Origin of the sequence: Sphingobium sp. 3R8 (genome assembly GCF_020166615.1) — a bacterium.
In the GTDB taxonomy this organism is placed as follows: Bacteria; Pseudomonadota; Alphaproteobacteria; order Sphingomonadales; family Sphingomonadaceae; genus Sphingobium; species Sphingobium bisphenolicum.
Genome location: NZ_JAIQXR010000013.1, coordinates 52,394 through 67,489 on the forward strand (window position 1 = coordinate 52,394; position 15,096 = coordinate 67,489).

The 15,096-nt window shown below is 64.4% G+C and carries 15 protein-coding genes; 5 read left to right on the forward strand and 10 right to left on the reverse strand.

Annotated features, from left to right (window positions below):
• Positions 1–29 precede the first annotated feature (29 nt).
• A complete protein-coding gene (locus tag K9B33_RS13495; protein ID WP_224549454.1) occupies positions 30–473 on the forward strand; it encodes a DUF983 domain-containing protein in 444 nt (147 codons plus the stop codon).
• Here K9B33_RS13495 and K9B33_RS13500 read toward each other — a convergent pair.
• Complete coding sequence (locus K9B33_RS13500; RefSeq protein ID WP_224549455.1) at positions 470–1,222, reverse strand: glutaminyl-peptide cyclotransferase; 753 nt, start codon at positions 1,220–1,222, stop codon at positions 470–472. The genes K9B33_RS13495 and K9B33_RS13500 overlap by 4 nt on opposite strands.
• Entirely contained in the window at positions 1,219–1,956 is a 738-nt protein-coding gene (locus K9B33_RS13505) for a YgfZ/GcvT domain-containing protein (protein WP_224549456.1), read from the reverse strand. Before K9B33_RS13505 ends, K9B33_RS13500 begins: the two co-directional genes overlap by 4 nt.
• 155 nt (positions 1,957–2,111) lie before the next feature.
• Here K9B33_RS13505 and K9B33_RS13510 point away from each other — a divergent pair, with 155 nt between their 5' ends.
• Positions 2,112–3,443 carry a dihydroorotase gene (locus K9B33_RS13510; RefSeq protein WP_224549457.1) on the forward strand — a complete coding sequence of 444 codons (1,332 nt, stop codon included), beginning with the start codon at positions 2,112–2,114 and terminating at the stop codon, positions 3,441–3,443.
• Positions 3,444–3,494: 51 nt separating this feature from the next.
• Here the strand turns inward: K9B33_RS13510 and rarD are convergent, their stop codons facing one another.
• Together rarD and K9B33_RS13520 are read right to left on the reverse strand one after the other, a co-directional pair.
• A complete protein-coding gene (gene rarD, locus K9B33_RS13515; RefSeq protein WP_318011135.1) occupies positions 3,495–4,364 on the reverse strand; it encodes an EamA family transporter RarD in 870 nt (289 codons plus the stop codon).
• Between the two features lie 29 nt (positions 4,365–4,393).
• The gene (locus tag K9B33_RS13520; RefSeq protein WP_224549578.1) at positions 4,394–4,615 is read right to left on the reverse strand and encodes a hypothetical protein; all 222 of its coding nucleotides are present in this window, start codon (positions 4,613–4,615) and stop codon (positions 4,394–4,396) included.
• 157 nt (positions 4,616–4,772) lie between these two features.
• On the opposite strand from K9B33_RS13520, the gene K9B33_RS13525 reads away from it, so the two are divergent.
• Positions 4,773–5,516 (forward strand): hypothetical protein, encoded by a 744-nt coding sequence (locus K9B33_RS13525; protein WP_224549458.1) that lies wholly within the window; start codon positions 4,773–4,775, stop codon positions 5,514–5,516.
• A 149-nt stretch (positions 5,517–5,665) separates the two neighbouring features.
• Here K9B33_RS13525 and K9B33_RS13530 read toward each other — a convergent pair whose 3' ends face one another.
• From K9B33_RS13530 to K9B33_RS13555, 6 genes are all read right to left on the reverse strand, one after another.
• A complete protein-coding gene (locus K9B33_RS13530) occupies positions 5,666–6,349 on the reverse strand; it encodes a DUF2490 domain-containing protein (RefSeq protein ID WP_224549459.1) in 684 nt (227 codons plus the stop codon).
• A 128-nt stretch (positions 6,350–6,477) separates the two neighbouring features.
• Complete coding sequence (locus K9B33_RS13535; protein ID WP_224549460.1) at positions 6,478–8,106, reverse strand: alpha-D-glucose phosphate-specific phosphoglucomutase; 1,629 nt, start codon at positions 8,104–8,106, stop codon at positions 6,478–6,480.
• 88 nt (positions 8,107–8,194) lie between these two features.
• Positions 8,195–8,764, reverse strand: a complete 570-nt coding sequence (gene pth, locus K9B33_RS13540; RefSeq protein WP_224549462.1) for an aminoacyl-tRNA hydrolase — start codon at positions 8,762–8,764, stop codon at positions 8,195–8,197.
• Between the two features lie 76 nt (positions 8,765–8,840).
• Positions 8,841–9,458: a 50S ribosomal protein L25/general stress protein Ctc gene (locus tag K9B33_RS13545; protein ID WP_224549464.1), complete on the reverse strand. Its 618-nt coding sequence runs from the start codon at positions 9,456–9,458 to the stop codon at positions 8,841–8,843.
• A 200-nt stretch (positions 9,459–9,658) separates the two neighbouring features.
• Complete coding sequence (locus K9B33_RS13550) at positions 9,659–10,549, reverse strand: TraB/GumN family protein (RefSeq protein WP_224549466.1); 891 nt, start codon at positions 10,547–10,549, stop codon at positions 9,659–9,661.
• Positions 10,546–11,487, reverse strand: a complete 942-nt coding sequence (locus K9B33_RS13555; protein ID WP_224549468.1) for a TraB/GumN family protein — start codon at positions 11,485–11,487, stop codon at positions 10,546–10,548. Before K9B33_RS13555 ends, K9B33_RS13550 begins: the two co-directional genes overlap by 4 nt.
• Before the next feature lie 189 nt (positions 11,488–11,676).
• Here K9B33_RS13555 and K9B33_RS13560 point away from each other — a divergent pair, with 189 nt between their 5' ends.
• Positions 11,677–12,576, forward strand: a complete 900-nt coding sequence (locus K9B33_RS13560; protein WP_224549469.1) for a glycine--tRNA ligase subunit alpha — start codon at positions 11,677–11,679, stop codon at positions 12,574–12,576.
• Positions 12,576–14,993, forward strand: coding sequence for a glycine--tRNA ligase subunit beta (gene glyS, locus K9B33_RS13565; protein WP_224549470.1), 2,418 nt, complete (start codon positions 12,576–12,578; stop codon positions 14,991–14,993). The genes K9B33_RS13560 and glyS overlap by 1 nt, the downstream gene beginning before the upstream one ends.
• Positions 14,994–15,096 lie beyond the last annotated feature (103 nt).

Consider the following 15,096-nt stretch of genomic DNA (forward strand, 5'->3'; position numbering starts at 1 on the left):
CGACATAGGGGATGATGGCTGGAGATGATATGGAACAGAGCAGAGAAACCCACTGGATCGACGAAAAGGGGCGGGCGTGGAAGAAGCGCCCTGCGCATGAAACGGGCGCATTCGGTCGCTGCCCGTGCTGCGGCGAAGGGCATATCTTCAACGGGTTCCTGACGATGCGCGACCATTGCGAGGTGTGCGACCTGGACTATAGCTTTGCCGATCCGGCCGATGGCCCGGCGGTGTTCGTGCAACTCTTCGCCTGCGTGCCGGGCGTCATATTCATCATCATGCTGGAGATCATGGCGCGGCCGGGCCTTTGGGTGCATCTGGCCGTCGGGGTGCCGGTGCTGATCCTGACGACGCTTCTGCCGATGCGGCCGATCAAGGGCTGGCTGATCGCCGCCCAGTTCACGAACAGCGCGCAGGAGGCCGGCACTGCGGCGCTGTGGGCCAAGCTGCACGGCGGAGAGCCGCGCGGCTAGGGCTTGGGCGCGAGCTTGATTTCGAACAGTTTCGGCCAGTTCTTCCCGGTGATGAAGATGCGGTCCTTCGCCGCGTCGTAGGCGATGCCGTTGGCGACGGCTTCGCTATCGGTGACGCCCGCGGCCTTGCGCAGGCGCGACACGTTGATCCAGTCGATCACGGCGCCGGTCGCGGGATCGATGCGGGCGATGCGGGTGTCGTACCAGATATTCGCCCACACCTCCCCCTTCACATATTCCAACTCGTTCAGCCGATCGACCGCCCGGCCGTTCCAGGTGACGGTGATACGGCGCTGTTCGGCCAGGCTGTCGGGATCGAGGAAACGCAGTTGCGCGGTGCCGTCGCTCATGATGAGGCTGCGGCCATCCTGCGTCATGCCCCAGCCCTCGCCATCATAGCGGAAGTCGGATAGCGGTGCGAAATCGGCCAGGTTCCAGACGAAGCCCCGGCGGTGCCGCCAAGTCAGGCTGACCAGCTTGTCGCCCCAGTTGACGATGCCCTCGCCGAAATAGGGCGGGTCGATGATGCGGCGTTGCAGGATTTTGCCGGTCTTCAGTGCCACCTTGCGGATGTCCGACTGGCCCTCCAGCCCGGTGCTCTCGTACAGTGCGCCGTCGAGATAGAACAACCCCTCGGTGAAGGCGGCGGAATCGTGCGGATAGGTTCTAACCAGCGTCCAGGGCGTGTCGGCTTGGGCGGGGGGAACCAGAAGAAAGGCGCTGCCGAGCGCGAACAGGACGCGCTTCATTCTGCCGCCTGGCTTTCGATCGCGGTGGCCAGCCAGGCGGGCAGGGTAGCGGGATCGAGCGTTTCGACCCGACGCAACTCGATCGACAGGCCGATGTCGGGCAGCGCGGCGCGCTGGCGCTTTTCGTCCGCCTGCGCGATCGGCACGGCGACGAGGCGACGACTTACCTTGTTGCGATAATGCATCCGGGCGGTGTTCTCCTGCCCGACATAGCAGCCCTTGTCATAATCGACGCCGTTCAGTTCCTCCGCATTGGTTTCCAGCCACAGCGTCTGGTCCTGCCCCAGTTCCGCCGCGCCTTCGAACACGCCCAGCGCCAGGCGGTGCGCGCGGAAGGCAGGCGCGGCGTCGCCCGGCGTGGCGGACGCGAGCCAGCGATGGCCGAGCGCGGGCAGGCGCGGGTCGAGAGGCTGGTCGGTGGCGTCGGGCGACCAATGGACAGCGAGCCCTTCCTCGCGGGCTATCGTGACCTTGCGGCGCAGGCGATAGATCGTCAGCCGCCTGGCGAGTGCGTCGGCCTGCGCCGCCTCGCAGTCGATCAGTATGTCGTCGCCCTCCGCCCACAGGATGAAGTCGAACAATGCCTTGCCTTGCGGCGTCAGCAGTCCGGTCCAGCGTGGCTGGCCGGGAGTAAGGGTCAGGACGTCGCGGGTGAGCAGCCCTTGGAGAAAGGCTTTGCCCTCCTCGCCGGAAATTCTCAGGATCGCGCGGTCGCTTAGGGTGGTGCCGGTCATCGGCTTTAGGTAGGACAGTCACGTCAAATTACCAACCCGTTCGGGCTGAGCGAAGTCGAAGCCCTTGCCTGAGCGGAGCGAAGGCCTCACTGCGTTCGGCAGTGCCCTTCGACTTCGCTCAGGGCGAACGGACTTATAAAGCGGAAACCTACGCCATGACCCAGACCTTCGACATGATCCTCAAGAACGGCACCGTCCATACGCCGGGCGGCGCGGAGAGCGTGGATGTGGGCGTGCGGGCCGGGAAGATCGTGGCGATCGGCGCTAGCTTGGGCGATGCGGGCGAGGTGATCGACTGCACCGGCCTAGACGTCCTGCCCGGCTGCATCGACAGCCAGGTCCATTTCCGCGAGCCGGGGCTGGAGCATAAGGAAGACCTCGAATCGGGCAGCCGCGCCGCGGTGCTGGGCGGCGTGACCGCCGTATTCGAAATGCCCAACACCAATCCCAACACCGACACCGCGGAGCGGGTGCATGACAAGCTGAAGCGCGCGCATCATCGCATGTGGTGCGACCATGCCTTCTATGTCGGGGCGACCGCCGAAAATGCCGAGCAGTTGAAGGAGCTGGAACGCATCCCCGGTACGTCTGGGGTAAAGATCTTCATGGGCGCCTCGACCGGCAGCCTGCTGGTGGACGATGACGACGCCCTGTCGCGCGTGCTGGCCAGCGGCACGCGCCGCGTCGCCATCCATGCCGAGGACGAGACGCGGATGAACGCGCGCAAGGTCCATGCGCTGGAAGGCGATCCGTCGACCCACCCCGTCTGGCGCGACGATGAAAGCGCGATGATCGCCACGAAACGCATCATCGCGCTGGCGCGCAAGGCGCGCCGTCGCATCCACATCCTGCACATCACGACGCCCGCCGAACTGGAATATATCGCGCAGAACAAGGATATCGCGACCTGCGAAGTGACGCCGCAGCATCTGACGCTGGCGGGCGAAGACGCCTATCCGCGCCTTGGCACCTATGCGCAGATGAACCCGCCGATCCGATCGGGCGCGCATCGCGATGGCCTGTGGTTCTGGCTCAACCAGGGCGTGCCCGACGTGCTGGGCAGCGACCATGCGCCGCACACGATCGAGGAGAAGGCCAAGACCTATCCCGCATCGCCCAGCGGCATGCCGGGGGTGCAGACTTTGGTGCCGTTGCTGCTCAACCATGTGGCGGAGGGGCGGCTGTCGCTGCGGCGCTTCATCGAACTCACCTCGTCGGGACCGCAGCGGGTGTTCGGGCTTGTCGGCAAGGGACGGATCGCGCTCGGCTATGACGCCGACTTCACCGTGGTCGATCTGAAGAAGCGCTGGACGGTGGGCAGCGACTGGCTGGCCTCGCGCTGCAACTGGTCGCCGTTCGAGGGCGATCAACTGACCGGCAAGGCGGTCGGCACCATCATTCGCGGCAATCGCGTGATGTGGGAGGATGCGCTGGCCAATGTGGCGGTGGGTGAAGCGGTGCGGTTCGAGGCGACCCAGTTCGCCTGATATCATCCATCCGTCCGCTTCGAGACCGACTCGAAACGGACGGATGGAGATTTATGCCGTCGCCAGCCGGTTGCGCCGCGCGTTGGCGATCCCGTCGCTGGCGAAGAAGATGAGGCCGAGCCAGATCAGTCCGAAACTCGCCATCTGGCCGGTGCTGAGCTTTTCGCCGAACAACAGCACGCCGCAGAGAAATTGCAGCGTGGGCGCGAGATATTGCATCAGGCCGAGCGTCGCCATCGGCAGGCGCTGGGCGGCGACGGCGAACAGCACCAGCGGCACCGTGGTCACCGCGCCGGAGATGATGAGCAGCGCCGTGGTCGGCATATCCTGCCCGAAACCGACCCCGCCATGCCCCATTTCCCATAGCAGATAAGCGATGGCGAGCGGCGTGAGCAGCGCGGTTTCAACGCCCAGCCCGGTCATCGGCGCCACCGGCGTCAGCTTGCGCAGCAGGGCGTAGAAGGCGAAACTGAAAGCCAGCGCCAGACTGATCCACAGCGTGGTCAGCGCCGACGCGGCAAGAATGGCGACGCCGATGGCGGCGACGCCGATCGCCAGCATTTGCGAGAGCCGCAGCTTTTCCTTGAGCACAAGGACACCCAGGGTGACGTTCACCAGCGGGTTGAGGAAATAGCCCAGGCTGGCCGCGACGATATGGCCGCCGTTGACCGCCCAGACATAGGTCAGCCAGTTGACCCCGATCATCATCGCAGATCCCGCCAGCGGCACCACCAGTCGCCGGTCGCCCATGGCGCCAAGGAAGGCGGGCAGCCCTTTGCGGGCGGCGATGATGGCGAGGATCAGCAGCAGCGACCAGAGGATGCGCTGGGTCACGATCTCCACAGGATCGACATGGTGCAGCAGGCGGAAGAAGAGCGGCAGCAGCCCCCATAGGCCATAGGCGGCCAGTGCTGCGAGCAGACCCTTGCGCGCTTCCGGATGATCCCGGATCAGAATATGCCGCCGCCCAGAAACAGCCGCAGCGCGCCGAAAGCGGCGACGATCAGGCAGAAGTTCCGCCCGCCATTTTTCGACGACATCATGCCGACAAGGGCGCCGAACAGGGCCAGCGGCACCAATATCCAGTTGAGCGCGCCCAGCAGCGGAATGATCGCGGGGATCATGAGGATGAGGGTGACAAGGCCGATGAAGCCTGACAATATATTGAGCATCGGCCCATCATGGCCGACCAACTGTCCCAGAGCAAGACAGCGGGACAAGGCCAGTCGATAAGAGCTGGCCATCTGCGCAAAAATCGGCAGATTCACCAAATATCCTAATGGAATATTAACTTGCCCTCTTCATGGCTTGTTTACGAAGGAGTGAAGCATGGCGCGTGTCCGGTCTGTAGCGATGGTTTCTCTGGTGCTGGCGCTGGCCGCGTGCGGCAAGGGGGACAAGGATGCCAGCCTCGCCGCGCTCGATGCGCAACTGACCGACAATGCGACCGACCCGGCGCTCAAGGGGGCGCTGGCCGATCCGATCGTCGTCGATCCGCAACTGGTGGGTCAGGCCAACCGCAATGCCGTGCGTCCCGCCGATCGGCCCGCCAATGGCGCGGTACCGGTGCTGGCCGGGGACGCTGGCGCAGCGCAGGCGGAGGCGGTAAAGTCGGCCGGCGGCAAGCTGATCGCGGCCCCGGCGGCGAGCGAGGGCGAGGCGATGGCGTCGACCGTGACGCTGGGCGCGGTCGCGCGCGAACAGGCCGGGCGCCGTGGCGGCAACGGCAACTGCGCGAAGAAACTCAATTACGGCATGGAATGGGCGCAGCGACTGCCCGAGCCCTTCGGCCTGTTCCCCGGCGCGCAACTCACCGAGGCGGCGGGAGCGGAGGCCGGTGGCTGCACCCTGCGTGCGGCCAGCTTCGTGACGCCTGCGCCGCGGCAGGGCGTGATGGATTATTATTACACGCTGGCCCGTCGCGCCGGCTATGACGGCGAGCATAAGATCTTGGGCGGCGACCATGTGCTGGGCGGCACCCGCGGGTCCGACGGCAGCGCCTATTTCATCCTCTTCACCGATGCGCCGGGCGGCAAGACCAGTGTCGATATCATCGCTGATAACGGGCGGTAGGCCTGTTGTGCGACGGCAAGTTGGACAGTTCTAGCGGAGTCTATCGTCTTAAATCACTGTAATAATTTGATTTTTTATCGACTTGCCATGAACCGTTGTGCGCTTTCATCCTATTTTTCTTTGTTATCAAAGGCTTGTGCAGAAGTGCATCAGTGTCTGAAGAAGAGCGTTACGGACGCCACATGGTTGACGCGCATGTTGCCCGCGCGCTGATTGATGACCTGGTTGAGATAGCCCACTTCCAGTGTCGATGCGCCGGGCAGGCCGATTTCCGCGCCGACGAAGCTGCGTAGCTGGTCCAAGCCGCTGCGTGCGCCCCAGTCGGTGTCGTTGAGCGCGGCGAAACCCTCGGCATAGACCAGCGCGTTGACGGCGTCGCTGTCGGCACGCAGCGGTTTTTCGTAGCGAAGCATCTCGCGCAGCCGCCAGCCCATGTCGTCGCCGTCCGAGCGCCAGCGCTGTTCGAGGCGCGTGCGGGACGAGAGTTCGCCGCTCCAGGGCTTGCCGAGCGTCCAGCTCAATTGCTGGAAGCTGCGTTCCTCGTTGATATCCTTGCCGCCCTCGATCGGTACGACGACATGGGCATAGCCCTGATAGAGGGTTAAGCTGGGGGAGAATTTCCAGCCTGCAGCGCCGCGAAACAGCGACTGGTCGATGCGCGAGACGCCGTCGCCGATACGTGGCTGGATCTCCGCGAAATAGACAAGTTCGTCCTTCACCGATCCCATGGCGGTCAGGTTGAGCCAGAATTGCTCATCCTGGCTGGTGGCCGCGCGGCTTGGGTTCGACAGCAGGGCGAGGCAGGCGGACAGGCAAAGGGCGAAGCGGCGCATGGATTTCCTGGGATCGGAAGAGGAACGGACCGCCGACGGACGGGTGCCCTTTCTCTAATCCGTACGCATGTCCATCTTGTTGCCCGTGCGTTAGTTTATGTTCGGCCCGGCATGTTTGAAGCCGGGTGTCAGGTGATGACGCTCGGCTGCTCCATGCCGGTATGGCCGGATATGTCGGCGACCTCCTGCGCGGCGGCGATCAGCGGGGCGAGGGCGTCGCCGGTTTCCAGGCCGAGGTCGCCGTCCGGGCCGACATAACGCTCGATATAGACGCGCAAGGTGGCGCCCTCCGTGCCGGTGCCGGACAGGCGGAACACCACGCGCGATCCATCCTCGAACAGGATGCGGACGCCCTGATTGCGGCTGACCGACTGGTCGGTGGGGTCGGTATAGGCAAAATCGTCGGCCGCCCTGATCGTGCCGCCGCTGTTTGTCGTGCCGGGCAGGCTGTCGAGCTTGCCGCGCAGCGCCGCCATTAGCGCATCGGCCTTGTCCTTGGCGATGGATTCATAATCGTGGCGGGCATAATAGTTGCGGCCATAGGTCGCCCAATGGTCCGCCATGATGGCGGCGACGCTTTGCTGGCGGACGGCCAGGATGTTGAGCCAGAGCAGGACGGCCCAGATGCCGTCCTTTTCGCGCACATGGTCGGAGCCGGTGCCGGCGCTTTCCTCGCCGCAGATGGTCGCCATGCCGGCGTCGAGCAGATTGCCGAAGAATTTCCAGCCGGTCGGCGTTTCATAGAGCGGCACGCCCAGCTTTTTCGCGACCCGGTCGGCCGCGCCGCTGGTCGGCATGGAGCGGGCGATGCCCTTGAGGCCAGCGGCATAGCCGGGCGCCAGATGGGCGTTGGCGGCCAGCACCGCGAGCGAGTCCGAGGGCGTCACATAGCAATGGCGGCCGATGATGAGGTTGCGGTCGCCGTCGCCGTCCGACGCCGCGCCGAAGTCGGGCGCGTCGGGGGCCATCATCCGGTCGTACAGTTCTTTGGCATGGACCAGATTCGGGTCGGGATGGTGATGGCCGAAGTCCGGGAGCGGCGTGCCGTTCATCACCGTGCCTCGCGGCGCGCCCAGCCGGCGTTCGAAAATCTCGACCGCATAGGGGCCGGTCACTGCGCTCATGCTGTCGAAGGCGAGGGTGAAGCCATTCGCGATCTGGGCGCGGATCGCGGCGAAATCGAACAGGCTTTCCATCAGGTCGGCATAGGCCGCCACCGGATCGACAACCTCGACCGTCATGCCGCCCAACTGGCTTTCGCCGATCGTGTCGATATCGACATCGGCGGCATCGAGGATTTTATAGCTGTCGATGACGAGCGAGCGGGCGGCGATGGCGTCCGTCACCTTTTCCGGCGCGGGGCCGCCATTGCCGATATTATATTTGATGCCGAAATCCTCGTCCGGGCCGCCCGGATTGTGGCTGGCCGACAGGACGAGGCCGCCGAACGCGCCGGATGCGCGGATCAGGTGCGAGGCGGCGGGGGTGGACAAGATACCGCCTTGGCCGACCAGCGCCCGGCCGAAGCCGTTGGCCGCCGCCATCTTCAGGACGATCTGGATGACGTCGCGGCTCAGGTAACGGCCGTCGCCGCCCACCACCAGCGTCTGCCCGGCAAAACCGTCGAGGCTGTCGAACACCGACTGGACGAAATTTTCGGCATAATAGGGCTGCTGGAAAATGCGGACCTTCTTGCGCAGGCCGGACGTGCCGGGCTTCTGGTCGTCGAACGGCGTCGTGGCAACGGTGTAAATCACCCAATATCCCCTGAACTGCGTTTGCGCACTGCGATATTATGGGCCTTATGGCCCGGCAATGTTGCGACGCGCAATCGGGTTAAGCTTTTCAGGTCGCCAGCCGCAGTGCGACTTCGTTCATGAAGCGGGCGTCGTCATTCTTCGCCAGCCATTCGGCTTCCGCGCCGATCGCGGCCAGCATGTCGGTCAGGGCGTCCATCTCGCCCTTGGCGTAGTTGCCCAGCACATAGCCATGGACCTTGTCCTTATGGCCCGGATGGCCGATGCCGATCCGCACCCGGCGGAAATCATTGCCGATATGCGCGTCGGTCGAGCGCAGGCCGTTATGCCCGGCATTGCCGCCGCCGCGCTTCACCTTGACCTTCATGGGCACCAGGTCGAGTTCGTCGTGGAAGACAGTGACGTCCTGCGGTGTCAGCTTGTAGAAGCGCATGGCTTCGCCGACCGAGCGGCCGCTTTCGTTCATGAAGGTCGCGGGTTTGAGCAGGATGACCTTTTCCGGCCCGATCCGTCCTTCCTGCACCCAGCCCTGAAACTGCTTCTTCGGCGGCGAAAAGCGATGCAGGTCCGCGATCAGGTCCGCGACCATGAAGCCGACATTGTGCCGATGCATCGCATATTGCTGCCCCGGATTGCCAAGGCCGGCCCAGATTTGCATGGTCATGCTCCAAAGAAAATCCCGCCCGCCGGGTAGGCGGACGGGATCGGAATTTCCAGCCCGGAGGCAGAAAGGCTTATTCGCCTTCGGCCGCCTCGGCGTCCGCTTCGCCTTCGGCGCTCTTGAGAGCCGACGGGGCGACGACGGTCGCGATCGAGAAGTCGGTGTCCGCATGCAGGGCCTTGGTGCCCTTGGGCAGGGTCACGGCGCTGATGTGGATCGAATCGCCGACTTCCAGGCCGGTCAGGTCGACCACGACTTCGTCGGGGATTTCGGCCGCATCGACTTCGAGTTCGATGTCGTGCGCGACGACGTTCAGCACGCCGCCCTTCTTCAGGCCGGGCGAGGCGTCTTCATTTTCGAAGCGCACGGGCACATGGACGTGAACGGTGGCATGTTCCGAAACGCGCAGGAAATCGGCGTGCAGCGGACGGTCCGAGACGGGGTGAAAGGCCACGTCCTTGGCGAGGGTGCGGACGGTCTTGCCGCCGACTTCGACCATGATGACCGAATTGAAGAAGTGGCCGGTGCCGAGCTGCTTGTTGAGGAGCTTTTCCTCGACATGGATCGACAGGGGTTCTTCGTTCATTCCATAGATGACGGCGGGTACGCGGCCCTCACGGCGGAGGGCGCGGGAGGCTCCCTTGCCTGCCCGATCGCGTGCCTCGGCCGACAGCGTAAGCTGCTCGCTCATTGCGTGTCTCCAAAAGCAAAATTAATGTACTTTCCCGCCACGCCTCCAGGGATGACCATAGCGGAAGGCGGCCCTTTAGCAGAAAAGGGCGGGAATGCAAGGGTGGGGGCGATATTGCGCAAGGTCCGTTCGGTTCGCGCTTGTCGAGAACGATGGACGCGTTCTCGACAAGCTCGAACCGAACGGTGGTGGGGGAGGCGTTACTGCACCCGCGTCACCGTGAACCCCCTGGCCTTGAGCAGGTCGATCAGATTTTCCCGGCCGGTCAGGTGGCCCGCGCCCACCGCGATGAAGGGGCGGCCCTGCATCGGTTCGATCGCCTTCACCCAGTCGCGATTGCGGGCGACCAGAACGGCTTCCTCGACCATCGGGTCGGGCTGCTCGCCAATCTGGTCCTCCTTGGCGATCGCCTCCATGTCGCCCTTCGACCAGGCGGTCAGGATACGGTCGTAGAGCGCCTTCATGCCCTTGGATTCATGGACGGTCTGAACGAGCAGGCGGGACTGCGCCGCTTCGGGCAGGGTGTCGAAGGCGGCGAATTGCCGTTCCACCGTCTCCAGCCCGCCGATCGGCTTGCCGGCTTTCCTGAACGTTTCGATCAACACCGGCTCGACGCCGTCATCCTGGCTGACGCCCAGCCCCTGCTGGCTGGCGGCGGACAGCAGCATGGCGGCGGCCCAGCTTTCATAGCCCGACAGCAATTGGCTGTTGGTGCCGCCGTCGGCCATTGCCTTCACCAATGCCGTCTTTTCCTCGTCCGGCACGCGCCGTTCCAGCGGCGGCAGGTCGGCGCTGCGGCCCATTTTCTCGAACAGGGACAGCGTTTTCTGCTCGTCCTGCAGGTCCGCAGCTTCCAGAATCAGACGGTCGGAGGCGGTCATCGCGTCCTTTATCGTGGGTGTGTCCCAGGCGACACCCTTGGGCAGGACGTGGATCGTGCCGAACAGCCAGCCTTTCAGTTCGCCGCGCTGCACCTGCCACAGGGCCGGGCCGCCTTGCGCTGTGGACTGTTTGGGGGTGTCATTCTGTCCACAGGCTGCGACCAGCGTCAGCGCGAACAATGCGAGGAGGCGGGTGACGACGCGCATCATGGCTTTCCATCTTTCACGGGGGTTGGCTTCAGACGGCGGGCGCGCAGGCCCAATGTCTTGAGTTGGTCCTGCACGCTGCCCTTGCCGGCGAGATGACCCGCGCCCACGGCGACGAAGACGGTGCCGGGCTGGTCCAGCCGCGCCTTGATCCACTTGGCCCAATGGGCATTGCGGCCGGTGAGCAGAACCTGCGCCAGTTCCGGCGTCGCTTCGAGCGATTCGTTCATCGACTTGGCCAGCTTGTCCGGTTGCCCGGCCTGCCAGTAGCGCAGCAGGTCGCCAAATTCGCTCTCCATTTCCGGCAGGCCATCGACGGTGGCGTTCAGGAACTGAACCTGCTGCGCCATCGGCAGGCTGGCGAAGAAGCCGACCTGCTGCTCGACGGTTTCGAGCGCATCGACCTTCTTGCCCGAGGCCTGCGCCGCGCTGCGCAGGATTTTCTCCGCGCCGAGGTCATTTTTATAGCCCAGCTTTTCGAGCGGGGCGACCGACAGCGCCATGCCGCTCATCCAGGGATTGAACATGTCGAAGGTCCGCCAGGGCAGGCCGTTGGCGTCCATCGCCGCCTGATATCTCGTCCGCGCATCGGGGGCCAGCCGGTCGGACAGCTTCACCCCGTCCTTCGCCATCGCCATGGTCGTCATGGCCGCGCCGATCGCGCGGGGGTCGTCCGGCTCGATAATCTCCAGCACCAGTTCGTCCGACCGGTCGAAGGCGCGCTTTATGTCGCCATGGAACCAGTCGATGTCCGGCTTCATCACATGGACGGTGCCGAACAGATAGATGGTGGTGTCGGCATCCTGCACCGCCCACAGCGCCGGGGTGGCGGTCGCGATGCTGGAGGCGGGGGCGGCGGCGGGTTTGGCATGGGCAGGGACGCCGCCGATCAGCAGCCATGCGGCGCCAAAGGCCCGCAACAGGGTGGGTAGCAATTTCATGCTCCCTTCAATGGGGAGCGCGGGGCGGGAGGGCAAGCCGCTTAACCCTGTTTAGGGCGGCTTCCGCTAACCCTTGGCCCCTAACCCTTGGCCCTTGGCCCTTGGCCCTTGGCCCTTGGCCCTTGACCCTATCGGCCCCATGGGCCAAGGCGCGGCCACGTAATTCAGCGATTTCGATAAGGACGTTTCGTGGCCGAAGGCAAAGCGCTTTCCTTCCAGGACCTGATCCTGACCCTCCATGCCTATTGGGGGAAACAGGGCTGCGTCATCCTCCAACCCTATGACATGGAAGTGGGGGCGGGCACATTCCACCCCGCGACCACGCTGCGGGCGCTGGGGCCGCAGCCCTGGAACGCCGCCTATGTCCAGCCCAGCCGCCGCCCGACCGACGGGCGCTATGGCGAAAATCCCAACCGGTTGCAGCATTATTACCAATATCAGGTGATCATGAAGCCCAGCCCGGCGAATTTGCAGGAACTCTATCTTGGGTCGCTGGTGGAAATCGGCATCGATCCGCTGGTCCATGACATTCGCTTCGTCGAGGATGATTGGGAAAGCCCTACCCTGGGCGCCTGGGGTCTGGGCTGGGAAGTGTGGTGCGACGGGATGGAAGTCACCCAGTTCACCTATTTCCAGCAAATGGGCGGATATGACTGCAAGCCGGTCGCGGGTGAGCTGACCTACGGGTTGGAGCGGCTGGCCATGTATATTCAGGGCGTCGACAGCGTTTACGACCTGAAATTCAACGCCGCCGGCGTCACCTATGGCGACGTGTTTCTGGCCAACGAACAGCAGATGTCGAAATGGAATTTCGAGGTCGCGGACACGGACAAGCTGTTCCGCTGGTTCAAGGATTGCCAGGCCGAATATGGTCGTTGCATCGAAGCGAACGTGCCACTCGCCGCCTATGACCAGGCGATCAAGGCGAGCCATGTGTTCAACCTGCTCCAGGCGCGCGGCGTGATTTCCGTGCAGGAACGCGCCAGCTATATGGGCCAGGTGCGCGACATGGCGAAGGGCAGTTGCGAGGCGTGGATCGCCAGCAATGCCGACGCCTGGAGCGCCAAATTTCCGGGGTGGACCGCGTGATGACTGATTTCCTCCTCGAATTGCGCTGCGAGGAAATTCCCGCGCGTATGCAGGTCAAGGCGTCGGAGGATCTGGCGCGCCTGTTCACCGAAGAACTGGCCAGGGCCGGCCTCAAGCCCGCTGCGATCGACAGTTTCGTGACGCCGCGTCGCCTGGCGCTGATCGCGCGCGACCTGCCGGTGGAAACCGCGGCGGTGAGCGAAGAGCATAAAGGTCCGCGCACATCCGCGCCGCCCCAGGCGCTCGAAGGCTTTCTGCGCAAGACCGGCCTGACCCAGGACCAGTTGGAAGACCGGGACGGCGTCTGGTTCGCGGTCGTAAACAAGCCCGGCCGCGCCACCATGGATGTGTTGACGCAGGCCGTGCCCGCCGTCATCCGCGCCTTCCCCTGGCCCAAGGCGATGCGCTGGGGCGTGGCAAGCCAGACGACCGAAAGCCTGCGCTGGGTCCGCCCATTGCAGGGCATCGTCGCCATTTTGGGCGAGCAACTGGTCGATATCGCGGTCGAGGATGTGCGGTCCAGCTATGCGACGCTGGGCCATCGCTTTCACCATCCCGGCGCGATCACGATCGGCGGCGCGGACGACTATGTCGAGAAGCTGCGCGCCTGCCATGTGATCGTGAGCCATCAGGAGCGGCAGGCGATCATTGAAGCGAGCGCTGCCGAGGCCGCTGCGGCCCATGGGTACAGCGTGATCGAGGATAAGGGGCTGGTCGCGGAGAATGCGGGCCTGACCGAATGGCCGGTGCCGTTGCTCGGCGATTTCGACCCGGCTTTCCTGGAAGTGCCGGCCGAAGTTATTCAGCTAACCCTGCGCATCAACCAGAAATATTTCGTGCTGCGCGACGCGGCTGGCAAGCTGGCCCCCGCCTTTATCTGCACCGCCAATATCGAGGCGAAGGACGGCGGCGCGGCGATCGTCGCGGGCAACCGCAAGGTGCTGGCCGCGCGGTTGAGCGATGCCCGCTTCTTCTGGGAGCAGGATCGCAAGACGGCGCTGGCGGACCATGCGCAGAAGCTGGCGCGCATCACTTTCCACGAGAAGCTGGGCACCGTCGCCGACAAGGTGGAGCGGGTCGCGAAGCTGGCGCGGTGGCTGGTGGAGGAGGGGATCGTTACTTCTTCAACCCTCCCCTTCAGGGGAGGGGCCGGGGGTGGGGGCGTGCCGGATAGCACAGCGCCTGCCGAAATCCCCCACCCCAACCCCTCCCCTGAAGGGGAGGGGCTTGATCCTGCGCAACTCGCCGACCTTGCCGAACAGGCCGCGCGCCTCGCCAAGGCCGACCTGGTCACCGAGATGGTCGGCGAGTTCCCCGAATTGCAGGGCGTCATGGGCGGCTATTATGCGCGTGCGGAGGAGCTGCCCGATGCGGTGGCCGACGCGATCCGCGACCATTATAAGCCGGTCGGGCAGGGCGATGACGTGCCGACTGCGCCAGTGACGGTGGCCGTGTCGCTGGCGGATAAGCTGGATACGCTGGTCGGCTTCTTCGGTATCGAGCAGGGACCGACCGGATCGAAAGACCCGTTCGCGCTGCGTCGCGCCGCCCTGTCCATTCTGCGGCTGCTGGAAACCAATGGGCTGCGGTTGAACCTGAAGAAAGTGCATGCCTTTGCGCTGAGCGACCATGTCTATCGGCATGTGTTCCTGAACACCAAGGCGCTGGCCGACGTCGATGCGCAGACGCTGGCGAAGTTCGGCCTCGATCCCTCGAAGGTGACCGATGTGGAATGGCAGGCGGCCAATCTGGCCCGGCCGGAAATCAAGTCGTTCGTGGGCGCCTTCGCCTCGTCGGACATACCGTTCCTCGACTTCTTCGCCGATCGCCTCAAAGTGCAGCAGAAGGAAGCCGGGGTCCGCCACGACCTGATCGACGCGGTGTTCGCGCTTGGCGGGGAGGATGACCTCGTCCGTTTGCTGGCGCGCGTCCATGCTTTGCAGTCCTTCGTCGCGACCGATGACGGGGCCAACCTGCTCGCCGGGTACAAGCGGGCGGCCAATATTCTCAAGAAGGAAGCACCGGCCCAACCCGCCACCGTCACCCCGGCGAACGCCGGGGTCCCGCTTTCTTCATCCGCAGCAGCAGAAGAAAGCGGGACCCCGGATCAAGTCCGGGGTGACGAAGATAAGGGAGGCGGCGATACGGAGCTGTCCTACACCCCCGAACCCGCCGAGGCCGCCTTGCTCGCCGCGCTGGACAGCGCCGAGCCGCAGGCCGCCGCCGCCGTCGCCGACGAACGGTTCGAAGACGCCATGACCGCGCTCGCCACGTTGCGTGCGCCGATCGACGCCTTTTTCGACACCGTCACGGTCAACGACGCCGATCCCGCAAAACGTGCGGCGCGTCTCGCGCTGCTCGACCGGGTGCGTTTGGCGGTGCATGGCGTCGCGGACTTTTCGAAAATTGCGGGATGACGGATAAGTCGGACATATCCGTCCATAAAAATGACGGAATGACGACAAAATCCTGATAAAGGCGGGTGCAATTTGCACCTGTCTTTTGTAAAGGCTGCTGCAG

What these genes read in the sequence shown, in the direction of transcription:
- K9B33_RS13500 (WP_224549455.1), bottom strand. Translation starts at nt 1,222, where the DNA reads ATGAAGCGCGTCCTGTTCGCGCTCGGCAGCGCCTTTCTTCTGGTTCCC.
- K9B33_RS13545 (WP_224549464.1), bottom strand. Translation starts at nt 9,458, where the DNA reads ATGAGCGAGCAGCTTACGCTGTCGGCCGAGGCACGCGATCGGGCAGGC.
- K9B33_RS13520 (WP_224549578.1), bottom strand. Translation starts at nt 4,615, where the DNA reads ATGCTCAATATATTGTCAGGCTTCATCGGCCTTGTCACCCTCATCCTC.
- K9B33_RS13550 (WP_224549466.1), bottom strand. Translation starts at nt 10,549, where the DNA reads ATGATGCGCGTCGTCACCCGCCTCCTCGCATTGTTCGCGCTGACGCTG.
- K9B33_RS13555 (WP_224549468.1), bottom strand. Translation starts at nt 11,487, where the DNA reads ATGAAATTGCTACCCACCCTGTTGCGGGCCTTTGGCGCCGCATGGCTG.
- K9B33_RS13495 (WP_224549454.1), top strand. Translation starts at nt 30, where the DNA reads ATGGAACAGAGCAGAGAAACCCACTGGATCGACGAAAAGGGGCGGGCG.
- K9B33_RS13505 (WP_224549456.1), bottom strand. Translation starts at nt 1,956, where the DNA reads ATGACCGGCACCACCCTAAGCGACCGCGCGATCCTGAGAATTTCCGGC.
- K9B33_RS13530 (WP_224549459.1), bottom strand. Translation starts at nt 6,349, where the DNA reads ATGCGCCGCTTCGCCCTTTGCCTGTCCGCCTGCCTCGCCCTGCTGTCG.
- pth (WP_224549462.1), bottom strand. Translation starts at nt 8,764, where the DNA reads ATGCAAATCTGGGCCGGCCTTGGCAATCCGGGGCAGCAATATGCGATG.
- glyS (WP_224549470.1), top strand. Translation starts at nt 12,576, where the DNA reads ATGACTGATTTCCTCCTCGAATTGCGCTGCGAGGAAATTCCCGCGCGT.
- K9B33_RS13525 (WP_224549458.1), top strand. Translation starts at nt 4,773, where the DNA reads ATGGCGCGTGTCCGGTCTGTAGCGATGGTTTCTCTGGTGCTGGCGCTG.
- K9B33_RS13510 (WP_224549457.1), top strand. Translation starts at nt 2,112, where the DNA reads ATGACCCAGACCTTCGACATGATCCTCAAGAACGGCACCGTCCATACG.